Here is a 21,960-nt window from a genome sequence, read left to right as displayed (position 1 = left end):
CTTACCGGCAGTGGCGCAAACACCTACAACTGGATGCCCGGCAACCTCAGCGGTGCCAGTGTAACGGTGAATCCGACTGCAACTACTACCTACACCGTTACCGGAACAAACACAGTAACCGGCTGCAGCAACACACAAACACGCACCATCACTGTAAACACGCTGCCCACCATTACCGCCACTGCATCAAGCACCACAGTTTGTGCAGGCTCTGCTACCACACTTACCGGCGGTGGTGCAAACACCTACAACTGGATGCCCGGCAACCTCAGCGGTGCTAGCGTAACGGTAAACCCGACTGCAACAACAACCTATACCGTTACCGGCACAAACACAGTAACCGGCTGCAGCAATACACAAACACGCACCATTACCGTAAACAACCTGCCTGCCGTTACGGCCACGGCCTCTAACACCACACTCTGCGCCGGCTCAAGCACCACGCTCACCGGCGGAGGTGCTAACACCTACAACTGGATGCCAGGTAACCTCAGCGGTGCTAGCGTAACTGTGAGTCCGACTTCAACCACTACCTACACAGTGACTGGCACAAACACCGTTACAGGCTGCAGCAACACGCAAACGCGCACAATTACTGTAAACGCGCTGCCCAACGTTACCGCTACCGCATCAAGCACAAGCATTTGTACCGGTAACCCCGTAACGCTTTCCGGAACCGGCGCAAACACCTACAACTGGATGCCCGGCAACCTGAGTGGTGCAAACGTAACGGTAAACCCGACAGCCACTACCACCTACACGGTTACCGGCACAAACACCGCAACCGGCTGTACCAACACACAAACTCTTACTGTAACAGTTGGCAGCCAGCCCACCGTAACAGCAAGCAGCAGCAACAGCAGCATTTGCAATGGTGGCAACACCACACTCACCGCAAGCGGCACCAGCACCTACAACTGGATGCCCGGTAACCTGAGCGGCGCAAGTATCACTGTATCGCCCACAAGTACCACTACCTACACGGTTACCGGATCAAACGGCCCGGGATGTCAGAATACAGTAACCGTGCAGGTTACCGTAAATGCACTGCCCAACGTTACTGCCACTTCATCCACAAATGCGGTATGTGCCGGAAGTACGGTAACGCTTAATGCAAGCGGTGCCAGCACTTACACCTGGCAGCCCGGCAACCTGAGCGGCGCTTCGGTATCTGATATGCCTTCGGCAGCTACTACCTACACGGTTACCGGTACTGATGCAAACAATTGCTCGGCTACCTCAACGGTGAGTGTGGCTGTGAATGCACTGCCTTCAGTTTCAGCAACTGCATCAACCACAGCAGTATGTGCCGGAAGTACGGTAACGCTCAACGCAAGCGGTGCAAGCACTTACACCTGGCAACCCGGCAACCTGAGCGGCGCTTCGGTAACTGATATGCCTTCGGCAGCTACTACTTACACGGTTACCGGTACAGATGGAAACAACTGCTCGGCTACCTCAACGGTATCTGTAACAGTAAATGCACTGCCCACAATTACCTCTTCGGGCAATGCGTCAATCTGTACAGGCGGAATCACAACCATCACCGTATCCGGCGCTGCCAGCTACAACTGGATGCCGGGTAACCTGAGCGGCGCAAGTCAGTCGGTTAGCCCCTCCACCACAACAACCTATACCATTACCGGTACCGACGCCAACGGTTGCAGCAACACCACATTGGTAACTGTAACCGTAGGCACACCTCCTGCCACACCGTCAATTACCAACGTGGGCAACGTGCTTACCTCAACCGTAACCGGAGCCTCCTATCAGTGGTATTTAAATGGTAACCCGATTGCAGGCGCTACTTCACAAAGCTTTACAGCCACACAGGCCGGCAGCTACACAGTTGAAGTGTTTGACCCCAACGGATGCTCTTCCGGCCAGTCTGTCCCGATTGTGATTACCAACATAACCACCACTGCGCCTGTGGCCGATTTGTTTCAGGTTACACCTAACCCGAACAACGGTGAGTTTGTAATTACAATTGAAGCTGCCGCCGCCGAAGATTATGTGATTGAAGTTTTCAATTCACTGGGTCAGGTAATTTATGCTGAAAACCTGACAAACTTCTCCGGCCAGTATCGTCATGAAATGCAGGTGCGTGATTTCGGATCGGGTTTATATTCGGTACGCTTACGCAGCAACAAAAGTGAAAACACAATTCGCATTATCGTGAACAACTAATTGCCCCCCGATTCCCTGCAAGAGGAAAAGCCCCGGATGTAATGTCCGGGGTTTTTCTTTTTAATTAATAATCATCATTCAAACATGAAAATGGTCAAAAATATGCCTGTTTCAAAAGGTTTCGCTGTTTTTGATAATTGATTGATCTATTTTGATATTGTTATGGATTTTATGTGTCAATATGCCCCAAATAATGTAAATTTATTTGTGTAAGAAAACATCAGAAAAACGCCTCTTCTGAACAGAGAAAAAGTATAAAACTGTTTTTTTAATAAATAGAAACCGAATTGTCTAACCACTAAAATCAGCAGCTACAAAACAGACATCCGTACATCAACACATTCAACGCTCAACACACCCACATTCTAACACACATCTCATGAAAAAAACACTTCTTTTCGTGCTTGGTATTTCTTTGCTCGGAACTGCGTATGCCCAGTCGCAGCGTATTGTTCTGGTAGAAGAATTTACACAAGCATCATGCGGCCCCTGCGCTTCGCAAAACCCGGCATTTAATGCGCTGCTTGCCCCCAACCTCGGTATCAAGGTGGTGGCTGTGAAATACCAGACCAACTGGCCCGGCGTAGATCCGATGAATACACAAACCCAGACCTGGGTTGGCCCGCGCGTAAATTACTACAACGTTGGCGGGGTTCCCGAAGCCATTATGGATGGCAACGTATATCAAGGTGCGCCAAGCGGTGTTACACAATCGTCAATCAACACCCGATACAATGTGGCTTCGCCGTTTACGCTTAACCTTTCGCACACCATTGCCAATAATCAGATTTCCATCAATCTGGTTATTACGGCTTCACAAAACTTTACCTCAAACGGCACACTGAAAGCACATGTGGCGCTGATTGAAAAAGAAATCAATTTTTCCACGCCTCCCGGATCTAACGGCGAAACCGTTTTTCACGATGTAATGCGCCAGATGATTCCCAACGCCAACGGCACCACACTTGCGTCGTCCTGGACTAACGGGCAAACACAAACGCTTCCGTTCAGCGTGGCTGTGCCCAGTTATATCTATGACATTTCAAAACTTCAGGTGGTTGCCTTTATTCAGAGCGACGGAAACAAGCAGGTGCATCAGGCTGCGCTTTCTTCGCCCCCTATGGCCAATTTTACGGCAAGCACAACAGTTACCTGCACCGGTCAGGGAATCAACTTTTCCGACCAAACCGCGCCTGCAGCAACCAGCTGGAGCTGGTCGTTCCCCGGTGGTACACCGGCTTCTTCTACACAGCAAAACCCAACCGGCATTGTATGGAACAATCCCGGAACCTACACGGTAACGCTTACCGCCAGTTCCGCAAACGGAAGTTCAACACATACACAGGTTATCAATATTCTGGGCGGATCACTGGCTCCTCCGTTGAGCGAAGGTTTTGAAGGCTCTACATTTTTGCCTGCAAACTGGCAGGCCAACAATGCCGGCAGTGCATCGCTTTTCTGGACACGCGCCAATGTAGGCCGCAACAGTTCGTGGAGCGCCAAGTTCGACAACTTCAACAATGATGCCGGTGGCGCACGCGACGAAATGATTACACCAAAAATGACACTCGTTGGCATGCAAAACTGCACACTCACATTTGATGTGGCACACGCACGATACAGTGCTACGTATGTTGACTCGCTTGAAGTACTCGTTTCTACCAACTGCGGCACAACATGGACATCGGTGTATATGAAAGGCGGCACACAGCTGGCTACCGTGCCTGACCAAACCACCACATTTACACCCACCAACACACAGTGGAGAAGTGAAACCGTAAACCTGACACCCTACGTGGGTCAGGCCAATGTGCTGATTGCAATCCGCAACCGCGGACACTATGGCAACAATATTTATGTGGACAATGTGAACCTGCAGGGCACCGTATCGGCCGGTCCGGTATCGGCTTTTACGCCAAGTTCAACCTCGGTTTGTGTGGGCACAACGGTAAACTTTACCAACAACTCATCCGGTAACCCAACCTCTTGGAGCTGGACATTCCCCGGCGGCAGCCCGGCATCATCCACCTCACAAAACCCGGGCGGTGTTGTTTGGAACAGTGCAGGAACTTATACCGTTACGCTTCAGGTAAGCAATGCAAACGGCAACAACACCAGTTCGCAGGTAATTACAGTGAATGCAAATCCGTCTGTCACTTCTTCAGGAAGTACCACAATATGCCCCGGAGGCAACGCCACACTTACCGCGTCCGGAGCAGGCAGCTATGCGTGGCAGCCAGGCAACCTGAGCGGAAGTAGTGTAAACGTAAGCCCCGCAGCCACCACAACCTACACCGTAACCGGAACCAGCAACAATTGCAGCGGCACATCGCAGGTTACGGTAAACGTAAGCACACCGCCGGCAGTACCGTCAATTACCAATGTGGGCAATGTGCTTACCGCATCTGTAAGCGGAACATCGTATCAGTGGTATCTCAATGGCAATCCCATTGCCGGTGCCACCTCACAAAGCTATACCGCTACAATGCCCGGAAGCTATACGGTTGAGGTATTTAACGCCAACAACTGCTCGTCGGGGCAGTCGGCACCTACTGTAATTACGGGAATGGAAACAAATACGCTTACCGCTGGTTTTGCAGTAAACCCAAACCCCAACAACGGTCTGTTTAACGTTTCGTTTGTAAGTGAAACAACCAGCGATTATACCGTAGAGGTATTCAACGCACTCGGACAAATGGTGTACAGCGAAATGATCGCCAATTTCTCCGGCCAGTACAACCGCGAAATGAATCTGTCCGCATTTGGCGCCGGACTCTATACCCTGCGCGTGCGCAGCAATCAGGGAGAAGCAACCCGCCGCATTGTGGTGAAGAATTGATGTGCCTAACCCAGCAACGAAGAAAAGCCCCGGATGTAATGTCCGGGGCTTTTCATGTTACTGGTAATTACCAATCCCACTAACAAGCCCGGTTCTTGATGCTGTTTTGTTTACCCTGCCGCATTTATCCATCCGCAATCCTTAAACATCCGTCTAATAGTCAAAGTTTTACCCCCCTAATCAATTAGTATTTCCGATATTGTGCAGCTCAACAATTGTACACCGATGACAATGAAACAGATTTCCCTGCTGACCACGGGGACATTACTCGCTGCAACACTTACTGCTCAACAGCCAGCGGCCGACAGCTGGCAACAGCAGCGCATGGTGCCCGGCACTAATTTTTATCTTATCCAGCATACGTTCGACTCGGTTTGGGGCGGGCGTGAAGCTGAGATGCTTCGCGAGCGGCACGAACAAACCATCCGCCAAAATAACCATGAAGAGCTGGATGGTTCATGGTTTCAGTATAAACGCTGGGAATGGTTTACCGAACCACGTGTGTTTCCGAGTGGCGACATTACCCTGCCTTCCACCACAAACCAGCGTTTTCAGGAATACCTGATGAATACGCCCGCTGCGCAGCAGCAATACTACGCATCAGTTATGCGCTCGGCATCAAGCACGCCAGCTTGGTCTTTTGTGGGTCCGGTGGGCGCACCAACATTTGGCGGGGCGGGGCGCATCAACTGCGTGCGTTTCGACGGCACAAACACCAACGTGATTTATGCCGGCGCTCCAGCAGGTGGTTTATGGAAAACAACCAACGGCGGACAAAGCTGGACCTGCCTCACCGATTTTCAGGCGCGTATTGGCTGCTCGGATGTAGCCATTGACCCAACCAACCCTAACATTCTCTACCTCGGCACCGGAGATAACGACGCCGGAGATACCTACAGCATCGGTCTTCTCAAATCAACCGACGGCGGTATTACCTGGAGCAGCACCGGACTCACGTTTGCTCCCAGCCAGACACGCCGCATAGCACGCGTGCTTATTGATCCCACCAACACAAACATTGTGTATGTGGCCGCTTCAAACGGTATTTTCAAAACTACCGATGCGGGCACCACATGGCTGCAGGTATCGCAGTTTGGCGCCAAAGACATGGAAATGAAGCCCGGCGACCCCAACACACTTTACATTGCCGGCACACGCTTTTACGCCACCTACAACGGCGGCGCAAACTGGACACAGGTAACAACCGGTTTGCCACAGGCAAATGTGGTTGCCCGTTTGGCCATTGCCGTTACACCTGCCGATCCGAATATGGTGTATGTACTGGCCGGAGCTGCCGGAAGCAATGGCTTTGAAGGTGTGTACCGCTCTACCAACAGCGGACAAAGCTTTACAAACCGCGCTTCATCACCCAACCTGCTTGGCTGGGATCCTTCGGGTGGCGATACCGACGGGCAGGCCTGGTATGATCTCGCCATTGCCGCATCACCGGTTGATCCCGATGTGATTTACACCGGAGGCGTAAACATCTGGCGCTCCGACGATGGTGGCATCAGCTGGAACCTCAATGCACACTGGTATGGCGGCGGCGGTGTGCCGTATGTGCATGCCGATATTCATGATCTTGTGTTTGTGCCCGGAACCAGCGGCACGGTGTATTCCGGCAACGACGGCGGCGTGTTCTTCACCGGCAACGGCGGTAACTCGTGGGACGATCTCAGCGCCAACATGGGCATTGCTCAGATTTACCGCCTCGGTATCTCGGCAAGCAACAGCGGTACACTCATCACCGGCCATCAGGATAATGGCACCAACCTCAAAAACGGCAGCAACTACGAAGAAGTGCTTGGCGGCGACGGTATGGACTGCTTCATCGACCGTACCAACAACAACGTAATGTACGGCGAGCTGTACTACGGCGACTTTAACCGCTCAACAAACGGCGGAAACAACTGGACGGGCATTACCAACGGCCTTACCGGCACCGGCGGCTGGGTTACGCCGTGGATTCAGGATCCCGTGCAGCCCGATGTACTGTATGCCGGCTACAGTCAGGTATTCAAATCAAACAACCGCGGGTCAAACTGGTTTCAGCTGGGTAATATGCCCAATGGTTCTGACCTTACCGATGTACAAGTTGCCCCGTCCAACACGCTTTACATTTATGCCACCAACGGAAGCTCTATTTTCCGAAGCATCAATGGTGGTCAGACCTGGAGCAATATTACCGGCTCACTCATTACCGGCGGCGCGTCTATTTCGCGCATTATTGTGGATCCGCATAACGAGCAGCGCATCTGGCTTACTTTCTCGGGCTACAATGCGGCTCAAAAAGTAATGGTAAGCACCGATGCGGGCACAACCTATACAAATATTTCAAATGGTTTGCCCAACCTGCCGGCCAACTGCGGAGCTGCTGTTCCTGATGCCGGAAACGGACTGGTGTTTATTGGTTGTGATGTGGGTGTGTATTACCGCACCGACAACACCGGCACCTGGATGCCTTACTTCACTGCATTACCGCACGCTCCGGTAAGCGACATGGAAGTGTTTGAGCCTACCCAAACGCTGCGTATTTCCACATACGGCCGCGGGGTTTGGGAATGTGCCATCGAAGGTTCGCTGCTGGCTCCGCTGGCCAACTTTGGTGTTAGTGCACAACAAATATGCCCCGGCACCAACGTGCAGTTTACCGATTTATCGTCGCACAATCCCACTGCATGGAGCTGGTCATTTCCCGGAGGAACACCGTCCTCTTCAACGGCACAGAATCCATCGGTTTCCTATCCCGCACCGGGTGTGTATGCGGTTACGCTCACCGCTACAAATGCTGTGGGCAATTCAACGGCAGTTCGCAGCGGCTACATCGTGGTAAGCGGCGCACAACCGCTGCCCTATACGGAAAGCTTTGTTTCGCCTGCTTTTTTACCGGCCGGTATGAGTGTGGTAAACGGCGGCAACCCTTCGCTCAGCTGGGCGTATAATGCGGCCGGCAACACCAACAGCGGCAGCGCCGTGTTTTACAATTTCAACAGCAATGCCGCCGGCGATCAGGACGAAATTCAGTTGCCCGGCTTTGATTTTACCGGAGTTACCTCGCCCCAGCTTTCGTTCGATGTGGCTTACGCACGTTACAGCTCATCGCGCAGCGATACATTAGAAGTGCTTGTGTCAACCGATTGCGGTGCTACCTGGACACAGGAATTCATCAAAGGCGGCAACACACTTTCTACCGCTTCGCAGCAAACCTCGGCCTTTGTGCCCACCGCAGCGCAGTGGCGCAACGAAGTGGTTACGCTTAGCAGCTATGCCGGCAATGCCTCGGTAATGATCCGCTTCCGCAACCGTGGCCGCAACGGCAACAACCTGTATCTCGACAACATTAACATTGCTGCCACGCCTGCTGCGGCTCCGGTTGCCGCATTCACTTCGCAAACCGTGTGTGCCGGCAGCCCGGCGTTGTTTGCCAATGCCTCGGCCCCGGCAGCAACTTCGTTTGCATGGACGTTTGCCGGCGCAACTCCTGCTGCCGCCACCACGCCGCAGGCAAGCGTTACATGGAATACGCCCGGCACCTACACCGTTGAGCTTATCGCCTCCAACAGTTTCGGCAGCGATACCGTGCAGCAAACCATAACCGTGCTTGGCAATCCCGCCATCACAGCCTCGGCCGACACGGCAGTGTGCGACAATTCGTGGATTCAGCTCTCGGCCAGCGGCGGCACACAATACGTATGGAGCCCCGGCGCCGGACTCAGCGACAGCACCGTGGCCATGCCCTCGCTGTTGCTTACCACCACCACCACATTCACCGTAACGGCCACCAACGGCCTCGGCTGCAGCAGTACCGACACCGTTACAGCCACCGCGCTTGCATTGCCCTCATTTGCCATTGCCCCCACATCCTCCATCTGCCTCGGCGATACGGTTGTGCTGGCCACCAACAACAGCAGCTACAGCTACAACTGGCAACCGCAGCAGCAACTCCTCGCCTTCGCGGCCGACGACAGTGTACAGGTGTTCCCCACTTTCACCACCACTTACTCTGTAACCGCAACCGACGCGGCCGGATGCAGCACCACACAAACACGCGCGGTAAACGTATATCCGCCGTTACTTACACCCACAATTATTGTGAGTGGTTTCACGCTTACCTCTTCGGTAACAGCACAGTTTTATCAGTGGTACCTGAATGGTGTGGCCATTGCCGGCGCTACTTCGCAAACCTATCAGGCCACTACGGTGGGCATGTACACCGTAATTCTCAGCAACACGCTTGGCTGTAGTTCGGAAGAGTCGCAGCCTGTGCTTGTAAATGGTATTGCAGAAGCAGCACCGCGCTTCTTCTTCATCCAGCCCAACCCGAACAACGGTGTGTTTGAACTCCTGTTTGATGTGGAGAATAACGATGATTATGTGCTCAGCATCTACTCGGCCGATGGGAAGCGGGTGTATGAAGAACAGCTCACCAATTTCACCGGACGCTATCAGCAGGTTATTAATCTTACCACAAACGGATCAGGCACGTACATGATTCGTTTAACCGGTAAGCAGTCGCAAACCGTGCGGCAGCTGGTGGTGTTTTAACCGCAAAAATCCAATTATTGCAAAGGGTTGTTTCTCACCGGAACAGCCCTTTGTATTTTTCCTGATAATCGCACCGGCTCCTTACCTTTACACACATGCTGCACCCTTCCGCCATCAACAAATCGTGGACCCTCTTTCTCGACCGCGACGGCGTAATAAACCGCCGTTTGCCGGATGATTATGTAAAACATCCCGGCGAGTTTGAAATGCTCCCCGGCGCAGCACAGGCCGTGGCCAAACTGTCAAAACACTTCGGCCGCATTGTGGTGGTCACCAACCAGCAGGGCATTGGCAAAGGGCTTTACAGCGAGGCTGATCTTGCTGCCGTACACGAAAAAATGCACGCCGCTTTTGCCGAAGCCGGTGTAAAAATTGATGCGGTGTATTTTGCACCCCAACTCAGCCACGAAAATTCGCCCATGCGCAAACCCGGTATCGGCATGGCGTTGAAAGCAAAAGAAGATTTTCCCGAAATTGATTTTTCACTCGCACTCATGGTTGGCGATTCGGCCAGCGACCTGCGTTTTGCTTCCAACGCAGACATGTTTGCCATCTTTATCGGCGATAAAATTCCGGAGGGAGAAACGGCAATTTTTGCAATGCCCGATTTAACCGGAGTGGCAAATTGGGTTAACAATTACTAATCTCATTGGGTTTTGGAGCGAACTTACCGGTGCTATTAAAAACCGTCTGGCTCCTGCCTTCCGCTGCAATGCAGCCGCAAAAAACAACAACCAGTTCAACCTTCCGAGGTCTTAAAACCTCGGAAGGTTAGCAACCAACTATTTTTTGCGGCTGCATTTCCGCTACAGTCAGGGCTAGGCACCCATTCCTCCTGTATTCCAAAAAACCAATAAAAATCCTGCACCGTTCACAATCAATCCCTACCTTTGCTTTACACCATGAAACGCATTGCAGCCTGGCTTTTACTTTTTGTCTTCCTCAGCGGCACTACTGAGGCGCATGAGTTATTGAAGCTGCCCATGCTTTTCTCGCATTATGCCGAACACAGCAGCGAACAACCCGCACTCTCCTTTTCCAATTTCCTGCTCGATCATTACTTCGGCAATTCCGAACACTCGCATTCGCACGACCAGCTTCCCTTTCAGGGCAACCACCACAACCACGTGGTAGAAGCGCCTATTGATCAGCCGCTCATCCAGCACTTCTCGTTTATCATTCCCGTAGTGTATGCACACTACAGCATTCCTGTCCAAACCTTCATTCCCGAAGGTTGTCACACCGCCATCTGGCAGCCACCCAAAGCTTAAACTGTTTTTTGTTTCCCGCTTCGCCCGTGCGCAGCGGTATTCCACAGTTTAACTTATTCCCATTTTTATGCTAAACGCAGTTATCCGCTTTTCCATGCGGAACAAACTGGTAATCGGGCTTTTTGTGCTTGCACTTATTGCCTGGGGAACCTGGTCGCTTACGCGGCTGCCGGTCGATGCGGTTCCCGATATTACCAACAACCAGGCGCAGGTAATTACCGTTACCCCTTCGCTCGCCGCGCAGGAAGTAGAGCGCCTTATTACCTTCCCGGTCGAACAAACCATGGCCACCATTCCGGGCATTACCGAAATACGTTCCATTTCGCGCTTCGGGCTTTCGGTGGTCACCATTGTGTTCTCCGAATCGACCGATATTTACTGGGCACGCCAGCAAATAAGCGAGCGCCTTCCTGCCGCCCGCTCGGCCATTCCGCCCGGCAGCGGCTCGCCCGAACTTGCGCCTGTGACCACCGGGCTTGGCGAAATTTATCAATACACCCTGCGTGTAAAGCCCGGCTACGAAGGCCGCTACAATGCTACCGAACTCCGCACCCTGCAAGACTGGCAGGTGCGTCGCCAGCTTATCGGTGTAGAAGGTGTGGCCGAAGTAAGCAGCTTTGGCGGTCACCTCAAACAATACGAAATAGCCGTAAACCCCGATAAGCTGCGCGCCATGAATGTGTCGTTCAACGATATTTTCACCGCGCTCGAACGCAACAACCAGAACACCGGCGGCGCCTACATCGACAAAGAACCAAAAGCCTGGTTCATTCGCAGCGAAGGACTTTTCGGCAGCACCGATGATATTGCCAGTGTGGTTATCCGCCTCAACGAAAACGGTACACCACTGCTGCTGCGCGATGTGGCCACCGTTACCTTCGGCAGCGCCACACGCTACGGCGCCATGACCATCGACGGAAAAGGCGAAGCCGTAGGCGCTGTAGTAATGATGCTCAAGGGCGCCAACTCCTCGCAGGTAATCGAAGCAGTAAAAACACGCATCGCACAAATCAACAAAACCCTGCCCGAAGGCGTAACCGTTGCACCTTTCCTCGACCGCACGGCACTTGTAAATAAATCGGTAAGCACGGTTACCACCAACCTGCTCGAAGGGGCGTTGATTGTAATTTTTGTGCTGGTGTTGTTTCTCGGCAACCTGCGTGCAGGGCTGGTAGTGGCCTCTGTTATTCCGCTTTCGCTGCTGTTTGCCATTGGCATGATGGTGCTTACCGGCGTATCGGGCAACCTGATGAGTTTGGGTGCAATTGATTTCGGTTTAATTGTAGATGGTGCGGTAATTATTGTGGAAGCCACGCTGCATCATTTGCATTTGCGGCAACCCGGCCGTTTGCTTCAGTCTGAAATGAATATAGAAGTGGAGTCGTCGGCCAAACGGCTCATGCGTTCGGCGGTGTTTGGTGAGTTGATTATTCTGATTGTGTATCTGCCCATTCTGGCGCTGTCTGGTGTAGAAGGAAAAATGTTTCGCCCCATGGCCGAAACGGTAGCGTATGCCATTCTCGGCGCGTTCCTGCTTTCGCTTACCTATGTGCCGGTCATTTCATCGCTGCTGCTCAGCAAAAAAATTAGCGGCAGGGTTACATTGTCTGATAAAATGATTGGCGTCGTGCGTAAAGCCTTTCTGCCTTTGCTTGACCGTGCCTTGCGCAGACCGGTGCTCATTATTTCCTCGGCCGTAACCTTGCTGGTGGGCGCCGTGCTGTTGTTTGGCACATTGGGCGGCGAATTTATTCCTACGCTTGAAGAAGGCGATTTTGCGGTGGAAATGCGTTTGCTTAAAGGAAGCTCATTGCAGCAAACCATCAACACATCAAACGAAGCTGCAAAAATTATCCGCAACAACTTCCCCGAAGTAAAACATGTGGTAGCCAAAATCGGCAGCAGCGAAGTGCCCACCGATCCCATGCCCATCGAATCAGGCGATCTGATTATTACACTCAGGGATCGCAGCGAATGGACATCGGCTGAAACGCGTGAAGAACTTGCCGAAAAAATGGGCGAAGCACTAAGCGTTATTCCCGGCGTTACATTTGGTTTTCAGCAGCCGATACAAATGCGTTTTAACGAACTCATGACCGGTGCAAGGCAGGATGTGGCCGTGAAAATTTTTGGCGAAGACCTCGACTCACTCACTGCCGTGGCTGCACGCATTGCGCATCTCGTGCCGGGCATTGACGGTTGCAGCGATTTGTATGTGGAAGAAGTATCTGGGCTGGAGCAAATTGTGGTACGTGTGCAGCGCGAAAAACTGGCCGTGTTTGGTTTGCATGTGGATGATGTGAACCGAACGCTGCAAACCGCTTTTGCCGGTGCCACTGCCGGGCAGGTGTTTGAAGGCGAACGCCGCTTTGACCTTGTGGTGCGTCTTGATGCGGAGCATCGTAATAACATCAATGATGTGCGCGCATTGTACGTAACCACACCCGGCGGACAGCAAGTTCCGATTACGCAGGTGGCCGAAGTAAAAACCGAAACCGGTGCCAACCAGATTCAGCGCGAGGATGCCAAACGCCGCCTCACCATTGGCTTCAACGTGCGCGGACGCGATGTGGAATCGGTGGTAAATGAACTGCGCGGAAAAATTGATGCGCAGGTAAAAATGCCGCCGGGCTTTTATGTTACTTATGGCGGACAGTTTGAAAACCTCGTGGAAGCGCGCAGCCGTTTGGCTGTGGCCGTGCCTGTAGCCTTGCTGCTTATTTTACTGTTGTTATTTTTCAACTTCGGCAATGTGCGGCATTCGCTGCTCATTTTCTCGGCTATTCCGTTTTCGGCTGTGGGCGGCATTGTGGCGCTCTGGCTGCGCGATATGCCGTTCAGCATTTCGGCCGGCGTGGGCTTTATTGCCCTGTTTGGTGTGGCGGTGCTCAACGGCATTGTGCTGGTAGCCGAGTTTAACCGCCTGCAAAGCGAAGAACTGCCCGACGATTTGCTGAATGTAATACGCCGTGGCATAGCCGTGCGCTTACGTCCGGTGTTGATGACGGCCACCGTAGCCTCACTCGGCTTTTTGCCCATGGCTGTTTCAAACGGCGCCGGAGCCGAAGTGCAAAAGCCGCTGGCTACGGTGGTTATCGGCGGACTCATCAGCGCCACTTTGCTTACGTTGCTGGTGCTGCCGGTGTTGTATCTGCTCATCGAACAAAAACATCTTATACGCATGAAAACCAAACACGCTGCCGCATTGCTTGTGGCTGTGCTGTTGCTCTCCGGCAGCACAAACCTGAGCGCACAAACCGCATTGCCGCTCGACTCGTGTGTGCAGATGGCGCTGCGGCAAAGTCCGAAAATGCGCGCCGCCAATGCCGCCGTGGCCCAGCAGCAGGCACTGGTGCGCGCCACATTCACGCCCGGCACCACGCAGGCCGAGTACACGCAGGGAAACATCAACAGTCCGCTGCGCGATAATATGATCAGTGTATCGCAAAGCATTGTGTCGCCCGCACTGCTCATCAGCAACCGTCATCTGGCGCAGGCGCAGGTACTGCAGCAGCAGGCATCGCAGCAGCTTACGCAGCAGCAGCTTGTGCTCGAGGTAAAACAAACCTGGCTGCTGCTGGCCGCCATGAAAGCGCAGGAAATCTTGTTGCGCCGCCACGACAGCCTGCTTCAGCTCAACGAAAATGCCGCGCAGCGCCGCTATACTGCCGGTGATGCCACCCTGCTCGAAGCCACCGTGGCCCGCAGCGAACGCATGCTGGCTGCACAACAGCTCATGCAGCATCAGGCCGAAATACGCAGCACCGAACAAATGCTGCAACTCCTCACCGGCTCTTCCTCGCCGGTAACCACGCCCCCGGGCAGCGAATTAACGCCGGTAACCTGGCCGGTATATGATTCGCTCAAACTTGCCACAGCACCGCAGCTTGTGCTGGCGCAGCAAACCACAGCCGTTGCCGCACTGGCTGCACGCAGCGAAAAAGCACGGCTCATGCCTGAGCTTACTGCCGGCTATTTCAACCAGAGCATTACCGGCTACCAGATTATTAACGGGCAGGAAGTGTTTATCGGCAACGACCAGCGTTTTGATGGTTTCCGCGTGGGTGTGAGTTTTCCGCTCGGCACCGGTGCACAGGCAGCCCGCATCAAAGCGGCAAAGCTCGGGCAGAACGTGGCTCAGGAACAGGAGGCCCAGCAGCGTCTCGAACTTCAAATGCAGCTGCTGCGCCTTGAACAGGAGCGGCAAAGCCTCAAAACCATGCTGGCGCTCTACACCTCGCAACTCCTGCCACAGGCCCAATTGCAGGAGAAACAGGCGCTCGCTGCCCGGCAAAGCGGCAGCATCAGTCAAACCGAATACCTGCAGGCCATGGCACAAGTGCTCAGCATTCGCCTTCGCCATCAGCAACTCATTCAGTCCAACAATCAGCTTGCTCTGGAATTTAATTTCCTCTGCGGCACACTATAAAATTTTTTGCCATGAAAACCATTTTATTGTCTGCATACTTTCTTCTGGCAATAATTGCCACATCGTGCAAATCAAAACCAGCAGAAGAAACACAAACTGCCGCTCCTTCGGTAAAGGAAATTACGCTCACTGCCGACCAACTCAAAACCGCCGGCATTGAAACAGGCACATTACAAACCGCCAGCATGGGCAGCAGCATACGCTGCAACGGCATGGTGGATGCTCCGCCGCAAAATCTTGTATCGGTATCGGTGCCGGTGGGCGGTATTGTAAAAAGCACGGAAATGCTGCAGGGCATGCGCATACGCAAAGGCGATGTGCTGGCCGTGCTTGAGCATCCCGACTACATTAAACTGCAACAAAGCTACCTCGAGGATTTTGCGGCGCTTACGCTGGCCGAGTCGGAGTACAGGCGGCAGCAGGAACTCAGCAGCGGCAACATCAACGCCCGCCGCGATATGGAAAAAGCCGAAGCCGCCATGCTTACCGCCAAAGCCCGCAGCAGTGCCGGAGCCGCACAGCTTCAGCTGCTCGGCCTCTCGCCCGAAAGCATCCGCACAAACGGTATTGCAAAAAGCATTCGTCTCACCGCATCCATAAGCGGTTACGTAACCAAAGTGAATATAAACGTGGGGAAATTTGCCGCACCAAACGATGTGCTTTTTGAATTGGTGGACACTGAGCACCTGCACGTAGAGCTTACGGTTTATGAAACCGATTTGCCCTACATCAAAGAAGGACAGGCGGTGCGCGTCATCATTCAGGGGCAGGACGATTCGGTGCGCACGGCAACAGTATTCCTCATCGGCCGCGAAATTCATGCCGACCGCACGGTGCGCATACACGGGCATTTAGACAAGGAAGATCCGCACCTGTTGCCCGGCATGTTTGTAAAAGCCGAAATCGAAACCGGCGCGCACCAAACCACCGTACTGCCCAACAATGCCGTGGTTAGCTACGGCGGCAAGGCGTATGTATTCACTGCCGATGGCAGCAACCGCTTTACACCAGTAGAAATAACCACCGGCACCACCGCAAACGGCCTCACCGAAGTGCGCCTGCCCGAAGGTGTGAGCCGCGATGCGAAGTTTGTTACATCGGGCGCGTATGCCTTGCTGGGCGTGATGTTTAATGCAGAGGAGGAAGAGTAAGCGAAAAAGGGCATAATTTCATTTTGGCCATAAGTAGTGTTTTAGATATATTTATGGCCAAAATGAAATTATGGTTGGGAGAACTGCTGAACGAAAAATTCTGGAAGAACGGCTGGCTTCAAAGCGGTCGGAATTTATTGCTTTATATGGACGGCGACGTGTTGGGAAAACATTCCTTGTACGAAACGTACTGGAAAAATCTTTTACGTTTTCTATTACCGGCCTTAGCAAGGCCACACTGGCAAATCAACTCAACAACTTTAATCTCACAATTAAACAACAGAATAAAAAAGTAAAATTCAAGCCGGCGACCAGCTGGCTTGATGCCTTTGAACAGATTGGTGTTTTAATTGAGCGCTCTAAACAAAAAAAGAAAGTTGTTTTTATTGACGAGCTCCCCTGGTTTGATACGCCGCATTCTGGTTTTATTTCTGCTTTAGAACATTTCTGGAACGACTGGGCAACAAAGAGGAAGGATGTTTTATTGGTGGTCTGTGGCTCTGCTGCCTCCTGGATGATTAATAAACTGATTAATAACAAGGGAGGCCTTCATAATAGGGTTACACAACGAATACGGGTAGAGCCTTTTACTTTACAAGAATGTAAAGCATTAATGGAAAGTAAATCTATTCGTCTGGATCATTATCAGTTGGTGCAGCTATATATGGTGTTGGGGGGAATTCCGTTTTACTGGGATGAAATTAAAAAAGGACAAAGTGCTTCACAAAACATAGACAGAATTTGCTTTTCTCCGAACGGATTACTGCTAAACGAGTTTGATAATTTATATAAATCGCTTTTCGATAATGCTGGCCGCCACGAAACAATAGTTAATGCCCTTGCCAAAAAAGCGGCCGGACTTACTCGTGATGAGATAAGCCATTTAAGTAAATTGCCAACCGGCGGAAGTTTAACCCGACTGCTGGACGAACTTGAAGAAAGCGGTTTTATCAGACGTTATATTCCTTTTGAGAAAAAATCAAGAAATACACTGTACCAGCTTTGCGACTTCTTTTCGCTATTTCATCTTCGTTTTATCAAAGGAGTAAAGCATTTTGACAAGAATCACTGGTTAAAACTTATTGACAGCCCTAAACACCGCACGTGGATCGGATATGCATTTGAACAGGTATGCCTTGCACACATTGATCAAATTAAAAAAGAGCTGGGTATCAGTGGCATAGAAACACAATGTTCATCGTGGAGAAGCAAAAGACAGATAGACGGCGCTCAAATTGATTTATTAATTGATCGAAGAGATGGTGTAATTAATCTGTGTGAAATGAAGTTTTCTGTAGGTGTTTTTGTGATAGATAAAAAATACGACGCTGCGTTGCGAAATAAAAAAAGTGCTTTTATTTCCGAAACAGCTACAAAAAAATCTGTGTCAATTACCATGATTACTACATACGATATACAAACAAACATCTACTCAGGGAATGTACAAAACAGCATAAGTATGGATGCCCTTTTTACATAAATTCATTTTCAAATAGTCATCAAGAAGTTCTCATATAATAAAAAAGCAAAACACACAAACAACTGATTATCTGATCATTGTGATATATTTTGTTTTTTCATTTTGGCCATAAGTGTCAAAAAAACACACTTATGGCCAAAATGAACTAACTAATTTTCCGCTAAAAAATGATTTGTAAGAAGGGGCGTTTTAAACAATACTGCGTCAAAAAAGTAAAAACTAAGCTGGCTTCTCCTTTGTTTTTTATTGATGCGGCCAAGCCATAAATCTCTTTGAAAATACACACTCAGACAGCTCCTGCCTCACGTCTTTATATCGCTTGTTAAATTCCTCCGCCTGATGTTACTGATCGCTTTCGAAACAAAATATTGGTTTTTTTGCACAAAATTTTTACACGCCCTGCTTTATGGATTTCTCAGGAGAAAGCCGCCCAGTTTTCAGGTTTCTGCGAAAGGCCCAACCGTTAAACATCTCTTTTTATCCCCAAAATCCCCCAATTCACCCCCATCCCCCGATCTTCCGTCCACGAACCCCCAATTTTCATCCCTACCTCATTTTAGGTATGGATTATTCCTGTATTTTTACGCCCGCCCGGGAAAAGTGCCAGTGCGGCCCTCCGGGCTTATGAACAAGTTGCTAACCATTGTTGTTGCATTCTAAAACACGGTTATGACAGGCACTGCCCGCGATTATTTACCCATCATCTTCACGTTTATCGTGGCTGGCGGGTTTGTGGCTACCACGCTGGTAGTTACGCACTTACTCGGACCCAAGCGCAAAACCAAAAAGAAACTCGACACGTTTGAGTGCGGTATTGAGATACAGGGCAATGCCCGTGTTCCCTTTTCGGTGAAGTACTTTATTGCCGCTATTTTGTTTGTGCTGTTCGACGTGGAGGTGATTTTCATGTACCCTTGGGCGGTGAATTTCAAAAAACTCGGACTGGTAGGCATGATCGAGATGTTCTCGTTTATGGCCTGTTTCATGATCGGATTCTACTACATCATTAAACGCGGTGCGCTGAAGTGGGAAGATTAATTCCCGCCCGTACCATAAAAATGACTAAGCGATGAGCGAACTGGAAGTGAAGCGGACAAAGCTGGAAATGGCCAAAGCCCCCGAAGGCATGGAAGGCCCGGGGTTCTTTGTAACCTCGCTGGAAAAAGTAGTGGGCATGGCCCGCAAAAACTCACTCTGGCCTTTGCCTTTTGCCACCTCGTGCTGTGGTATTGAGTTTATGGCCACCATGGCCTCGCACTACGACCTGGGCCGCTTTGGCTCGGAGCGGTTGAGTTTTTCGCCGCGCCAGGCCGACCTGCTGATGGTAATGGGTACCATTTCGAAAAAAATGGGGCCGGTACTCAAGCAGGTGTACGAACAAATGGCCGAGCCGCGCTGGGTCCTTTCGGTGGGTGCCTGCGCATCGAGCGGTGGTATTTTCGACACCTACAGCGTACTTCAGGGCATCGACCGCATTATTCCGGTAGATGTATATGTGCCCGGCTGCCCGCCGCGTCCGGAACAGATTCTCGACGGTGTGCTGAAAATTCAGGAACTGGTAGAGAACGAGTCGTTCCGCCGCCGCGATTCGGCCGAGTACAAAGCCCTGCTTAATTCATACGGAATAGAATAAAACGGCCACATCGGTTGCGCCGTTGGGTGCAGCCGGGCATTGCCAAACGCCAAAATGAATACTGCACAACACGTTCAAGCACTCAACCAGCAAGCACAGCCCCTGCACGACACCGTGCTGACACGCCTTACCGGAAAATTCGGCGAGGCTGTGCTGGGTTCGCGCATCGACTATGATTTCCCCGTGTTCGAAATTAAACGCGAGGCCATTTACGACGTGCTGAAGTTCCTTAAGGAAGACGAGCAACTCAACTTCCACTTCCTCACCACCGCCTGCGGCCTGCATTTCCCCGACCACCACGGCCGTGAAATGGGCATGATGTACCAGCTGCACAACTGGCCGGCCAATACACGCATCCGCATACTGGTGCATTTCCCTGAGCAGGACGCCGTAATGCCCACCATGACCACCCTTTGGCCAGCCGCCAACTGGATGGAACGCGAGGCTTACGATTTCTTCGGCATCAGCTTTAAAGGTCATCCCAACCTCAAGCGCATCCTCAACATGGAAGACATTACCTTCTTCCCGCTGCGCAAGGAATTCCAGCTCGAAGACCCTACACGCGAAGACAAAGACGACACCATGTTCGGCCGCTGAGCCGCTTAAACGTATAAAGCTGAAAACAGCATGAGCAATCACGACATCGGCAAACTCGCAGAACCCGAAGAAAAGGTGTACACCACCCTTAACCTCGGGCCCACACACCCCGCCACGCACGGCATTTTCCAAAACGTGCTGAAAATGGACGGTGAAATTATCGTGGACGCCGAACCGACCATTGGCTACATTCACCGCGCGTTTGAAAAACTCGCCGAACGACGCCCCTTCAACCAGATTACGCCTATCACCGACCGCCTCAACTACTGCTCATCACCCATCAACAACATGGGCTGGCACATGACAGTAGAAAAACTCATCGGCGCCGAACTCCCCAAGCGTGTAGAATATATGCGCGTGGTGGTGATGGAGCTGGCCCGCATTGCCGACCATATCATCTGCAATTCGGTAATTGGCGTGGATACCGGAGCCATGACCGGCTTTCTCTACATCTTCCAGTGGCGCGAAAAAATTTACGACATCTACGAAGCAATTTGCGGAGCGCGCCTTACTACCAACATTGGCCGTATTGGCGGCTTTGAGCGTAACTTCTCGGATAAGGTCTGGGAACTGATTGATGATTTTGTGCGCGATTTCCCGAAGGGCCTCACTGAATTTTCCAATCTGCTTGAACGCAACCGCATTTTCATGGACCGCACGATCAATGCCGGTCCTGTATCGCAGAAAATGGCGCTGGAATACAGCTTTACCGGCCCCAACCTGCGCGCCGCCGGTATTGACCACGATGTGCGGGTAATGAATCCGTACTCTTCCTATCAGGATTTTGATTTCACTATTCCGATTGGTACACAGGGCGATGTATATGACCGCTTCATGGTACGCCAGCAGGAAATGTGGGAGAGTCTCAGCATCATTAAACAGGCACTCAAAAACATCGACCGCAAAGACAAGAAGTTCAGCGCCGATGTGCCCGAGTTTGTGTTGCCCGAGAAAGCCGAAGTGTACAACAACATGGAAGCGCTCATCTATCACTTCAAAATCATTATGGGCGAAACGGAGGTTCCCGCCGGTGAAGTGTACCACAGCGTAGAAGGCGGAAACGGCGAGCTTGGTTACTACCTCATCAGCGACGGAGGCCGCACACCGTATCGTTTACACATGCGCCGTCCGTGCTTCATTTACTATCAGGCTTATCCCGAAATCATTAAAGGAAGCATGCTTTCCGACGCCATCCTTACCATGTCGAGCATGAACGTGATTGCGGGCGAACTGGATGCCTAATTTTTGAAAAACGTTTGCTCCGGCAAACAACAGCATACACAATGAGTACAGAAAATCCTCAATTCTCGCCCGAAACGCTGGCACTGGTGCACAAAATCATTGTGCGTTATCCCGAAGGCCGCCAGAAATCGGCATTGCTGCCGTTGCTGCACCTGGCACAGATGGAATTCGACGGCTGGCTGAGCGTGCCCGCAATGGATTACGTAGCCGGCCTGCTCAATATTAAACCCATTGAGGTTTACGAGGTAGCTTCGTTTTACACGATGTTCAACCTCAAACCGGTGGGCAAATGCCTCATCGAGGTGTGCCGCACCGGTCCGTGCTGGCTGCTGGGCGCCGAAGACATTGTGCGTCACATCGAGAAACGTCTCGGTATCAAAGACGGCGAAACCACGCCCGACGGCATGTTTACACTGAAAACCGTAGAATGCCTCGCCGCCTGCGGAACCGCACCTGTAATTCAGATCGGCGAAACCTACTACGAAAATCAAACCTGCGAATCGGTTGACGCCGTGCTGAGCGATCTTCGAAGCAAAGGCGAACGCAAAACGCATTTCGATAAAAAACACATCAACGCATAAACGCG

13 protein-coding genes are annotated in these 21,960 nt (G+C 51.7%); all 13 read left to right on the top strand.

Features of this window, described 5'->3' with window-relative positions; translation table 11 throughout:
• On the top strand, positions 1 to 2,187 hold a 2,187-nt coding region (locus tag IM638_19430), incomplete at its 5' end, for a T9SS type A sorting domain-containing protein (GenBank protein MCA6365213.1).
• Between the two features lie 379 nt (positions 2,188 to 2,566).
• Positions 2,567 to 5,026 carry a PKD domain-containing protein gene (locus IM638_19425; GenBank protein MCA6365212.1) on the top strand — a complete coding sequence of 820 codons (2,460 nt, stop codon included), beginning with the start codon at positions 2,567 to 2,569 and terminating at the stop codon, positions 5,024 to 5,026.
• A 231-nt stretch (positions 5,027 to 5,257) separates the two neighbouring features.
• Positions 5,258 to 9,571, top strand: coding sequence for a PKD domain-containing protein (locus tag IM638_19420; protein ID MCA6365211.1), 4,314 nt, complete (start codon positions 5,258 to 5,260; stop codon positions 9,569 to 9,571).
• Between the two features lie 95 nt (positions 9,572 to 9,666).
• Entirely contained in the window at positions 9,667 to 10,215 is a 549-nt protein-coding gene (locus IM638_19415) for an HAD family hydrolase (protein MCA6365210.1), read from the top strand.
• A 258-nt stretch (positions 10,216 to 10,473) separates the two neighbouring features.
• Positions 10,474 to 10,842 (top strand): hypothetical protein, encoded by a 369-nt coding sequence (locus tag IM638_19410; protein ID MCA6365209.1) that lies wholly within the window; start codon positions 10,474 to 10,476, stop codon positions 10,840 to 10,842.
• A gap of 67 nt (positions 10,843 to 10,909) precedes the next feature.
• Positions 10,910 to 15,271 (top strand): CusA/CzcA family heavy metal efflux RND transporter, encoded by a 4,362-nt coding sequence (locus tag IM638_19405; protein MCA6365208.1) that lies wholly within the window; start codon positions 10,910 to 10,912, stop codon positions 15,269 to 15,271.
• An 11-nt stretch (positions 15,272 to 15,282) separates the two neighbouring features.
• The gene (locus tag IM638_19400) at positions 15,283 to 16,422 is read left to right on the top strand and encodes an efflux RND transporter periplasmic adaptor subunit (GenBank protein ID MCA6365207.1); all 1,140 of its coding nucleotides are present in this window, start codon (positions 15,283 to 15,285) and stop codon (positions 16,420 to 16,422) included.
• Between the two features lie 70 nt (positions 16,423 to 16,492).
• Entirely contained in the window at positions 16,493 to 17,902 is a 1,410-nt protein-coding gene (locus tag IM638_19395; GenBank protein ID MCA6365206.1) for an AAA family ATPase, read from the top strand.
• Between the two features lie 669 nt (positions 17,903 to 18,571).
• Positions 18,572 to 18,940: an NADH-quinone oxidoreductase subunit A gene (locus IM638_19390; protein MCA6365205.1), complete on the top strand. Its 369-nt coding sequence runs from the start codon at positions 18,572 to 18,574 to the stop codon at positions 18,938 to 18,940.
• 67 nt (positions 18,941 to 19,007) lie between these two features.
• Positions 19,008 to 19,535, top strand: coding sequence for an NADH-quinone oxidoreductase subunit B (locus IM638_19385; GenBank protein ID MCA6365204.1), 528 nt, complete (start codon positions 19,008 to 19,010; stop codon positions 19,533 to 19,535).
• A 54-nt stretch (positions 19,536 to 19,589) separates the two neighbouring features.
• Complete coding sequence (locus tag IM638_19380) at positions 19,590 to 20,132, top strand: NADH-quinone oxidoreductase subunit C (GenBank protein MCA6365203.1); 543 nt, start codon at positions 19,590 to 19,592, stop codon at positions 20,130 to 20,132.
• Positions 20,133 to 20,162: 30 nt separating this feature from the next.
• On the top strand, positions 20,163 to 21,374 hold the full coding sequence (locus IM638_19375; GenBank protein ID MCA6365202.1) for an NADH-quinone oxidoreductase subunit D: 1,212 nt from the start codon (positions 20,163 to 20,165) through the stop codon (positions 21,372 to 21,374).
• Positions 21,375 to 21,415: 41 nt separating this feature from the next.
• Entirely contained in the window at positions 21,416 to 21,955 is a 540-nt protein-coding gene (locus IM638_19370) for an NAD(P)H-dependent oxidoreductase subunit E (GenBank protein MCA6365201.1), read from the top strand.
• The last annotated feature ends 5 nt before the right edge of the window (positions 21,956 to 21,960 follow it).

It is taken from the genome of Bacteroidota bacterium (assembly GCA_020402865.1).
GTDB lineage: Bacteria > Bacteroidota > Bacteroidia > Palsa-965 > Palsa-965.
The sequence above is the reverse complement of the archived record's forward strand: the minus strand, read 5'-3'. Positions and strand labels throughout refer to the sequence as shown.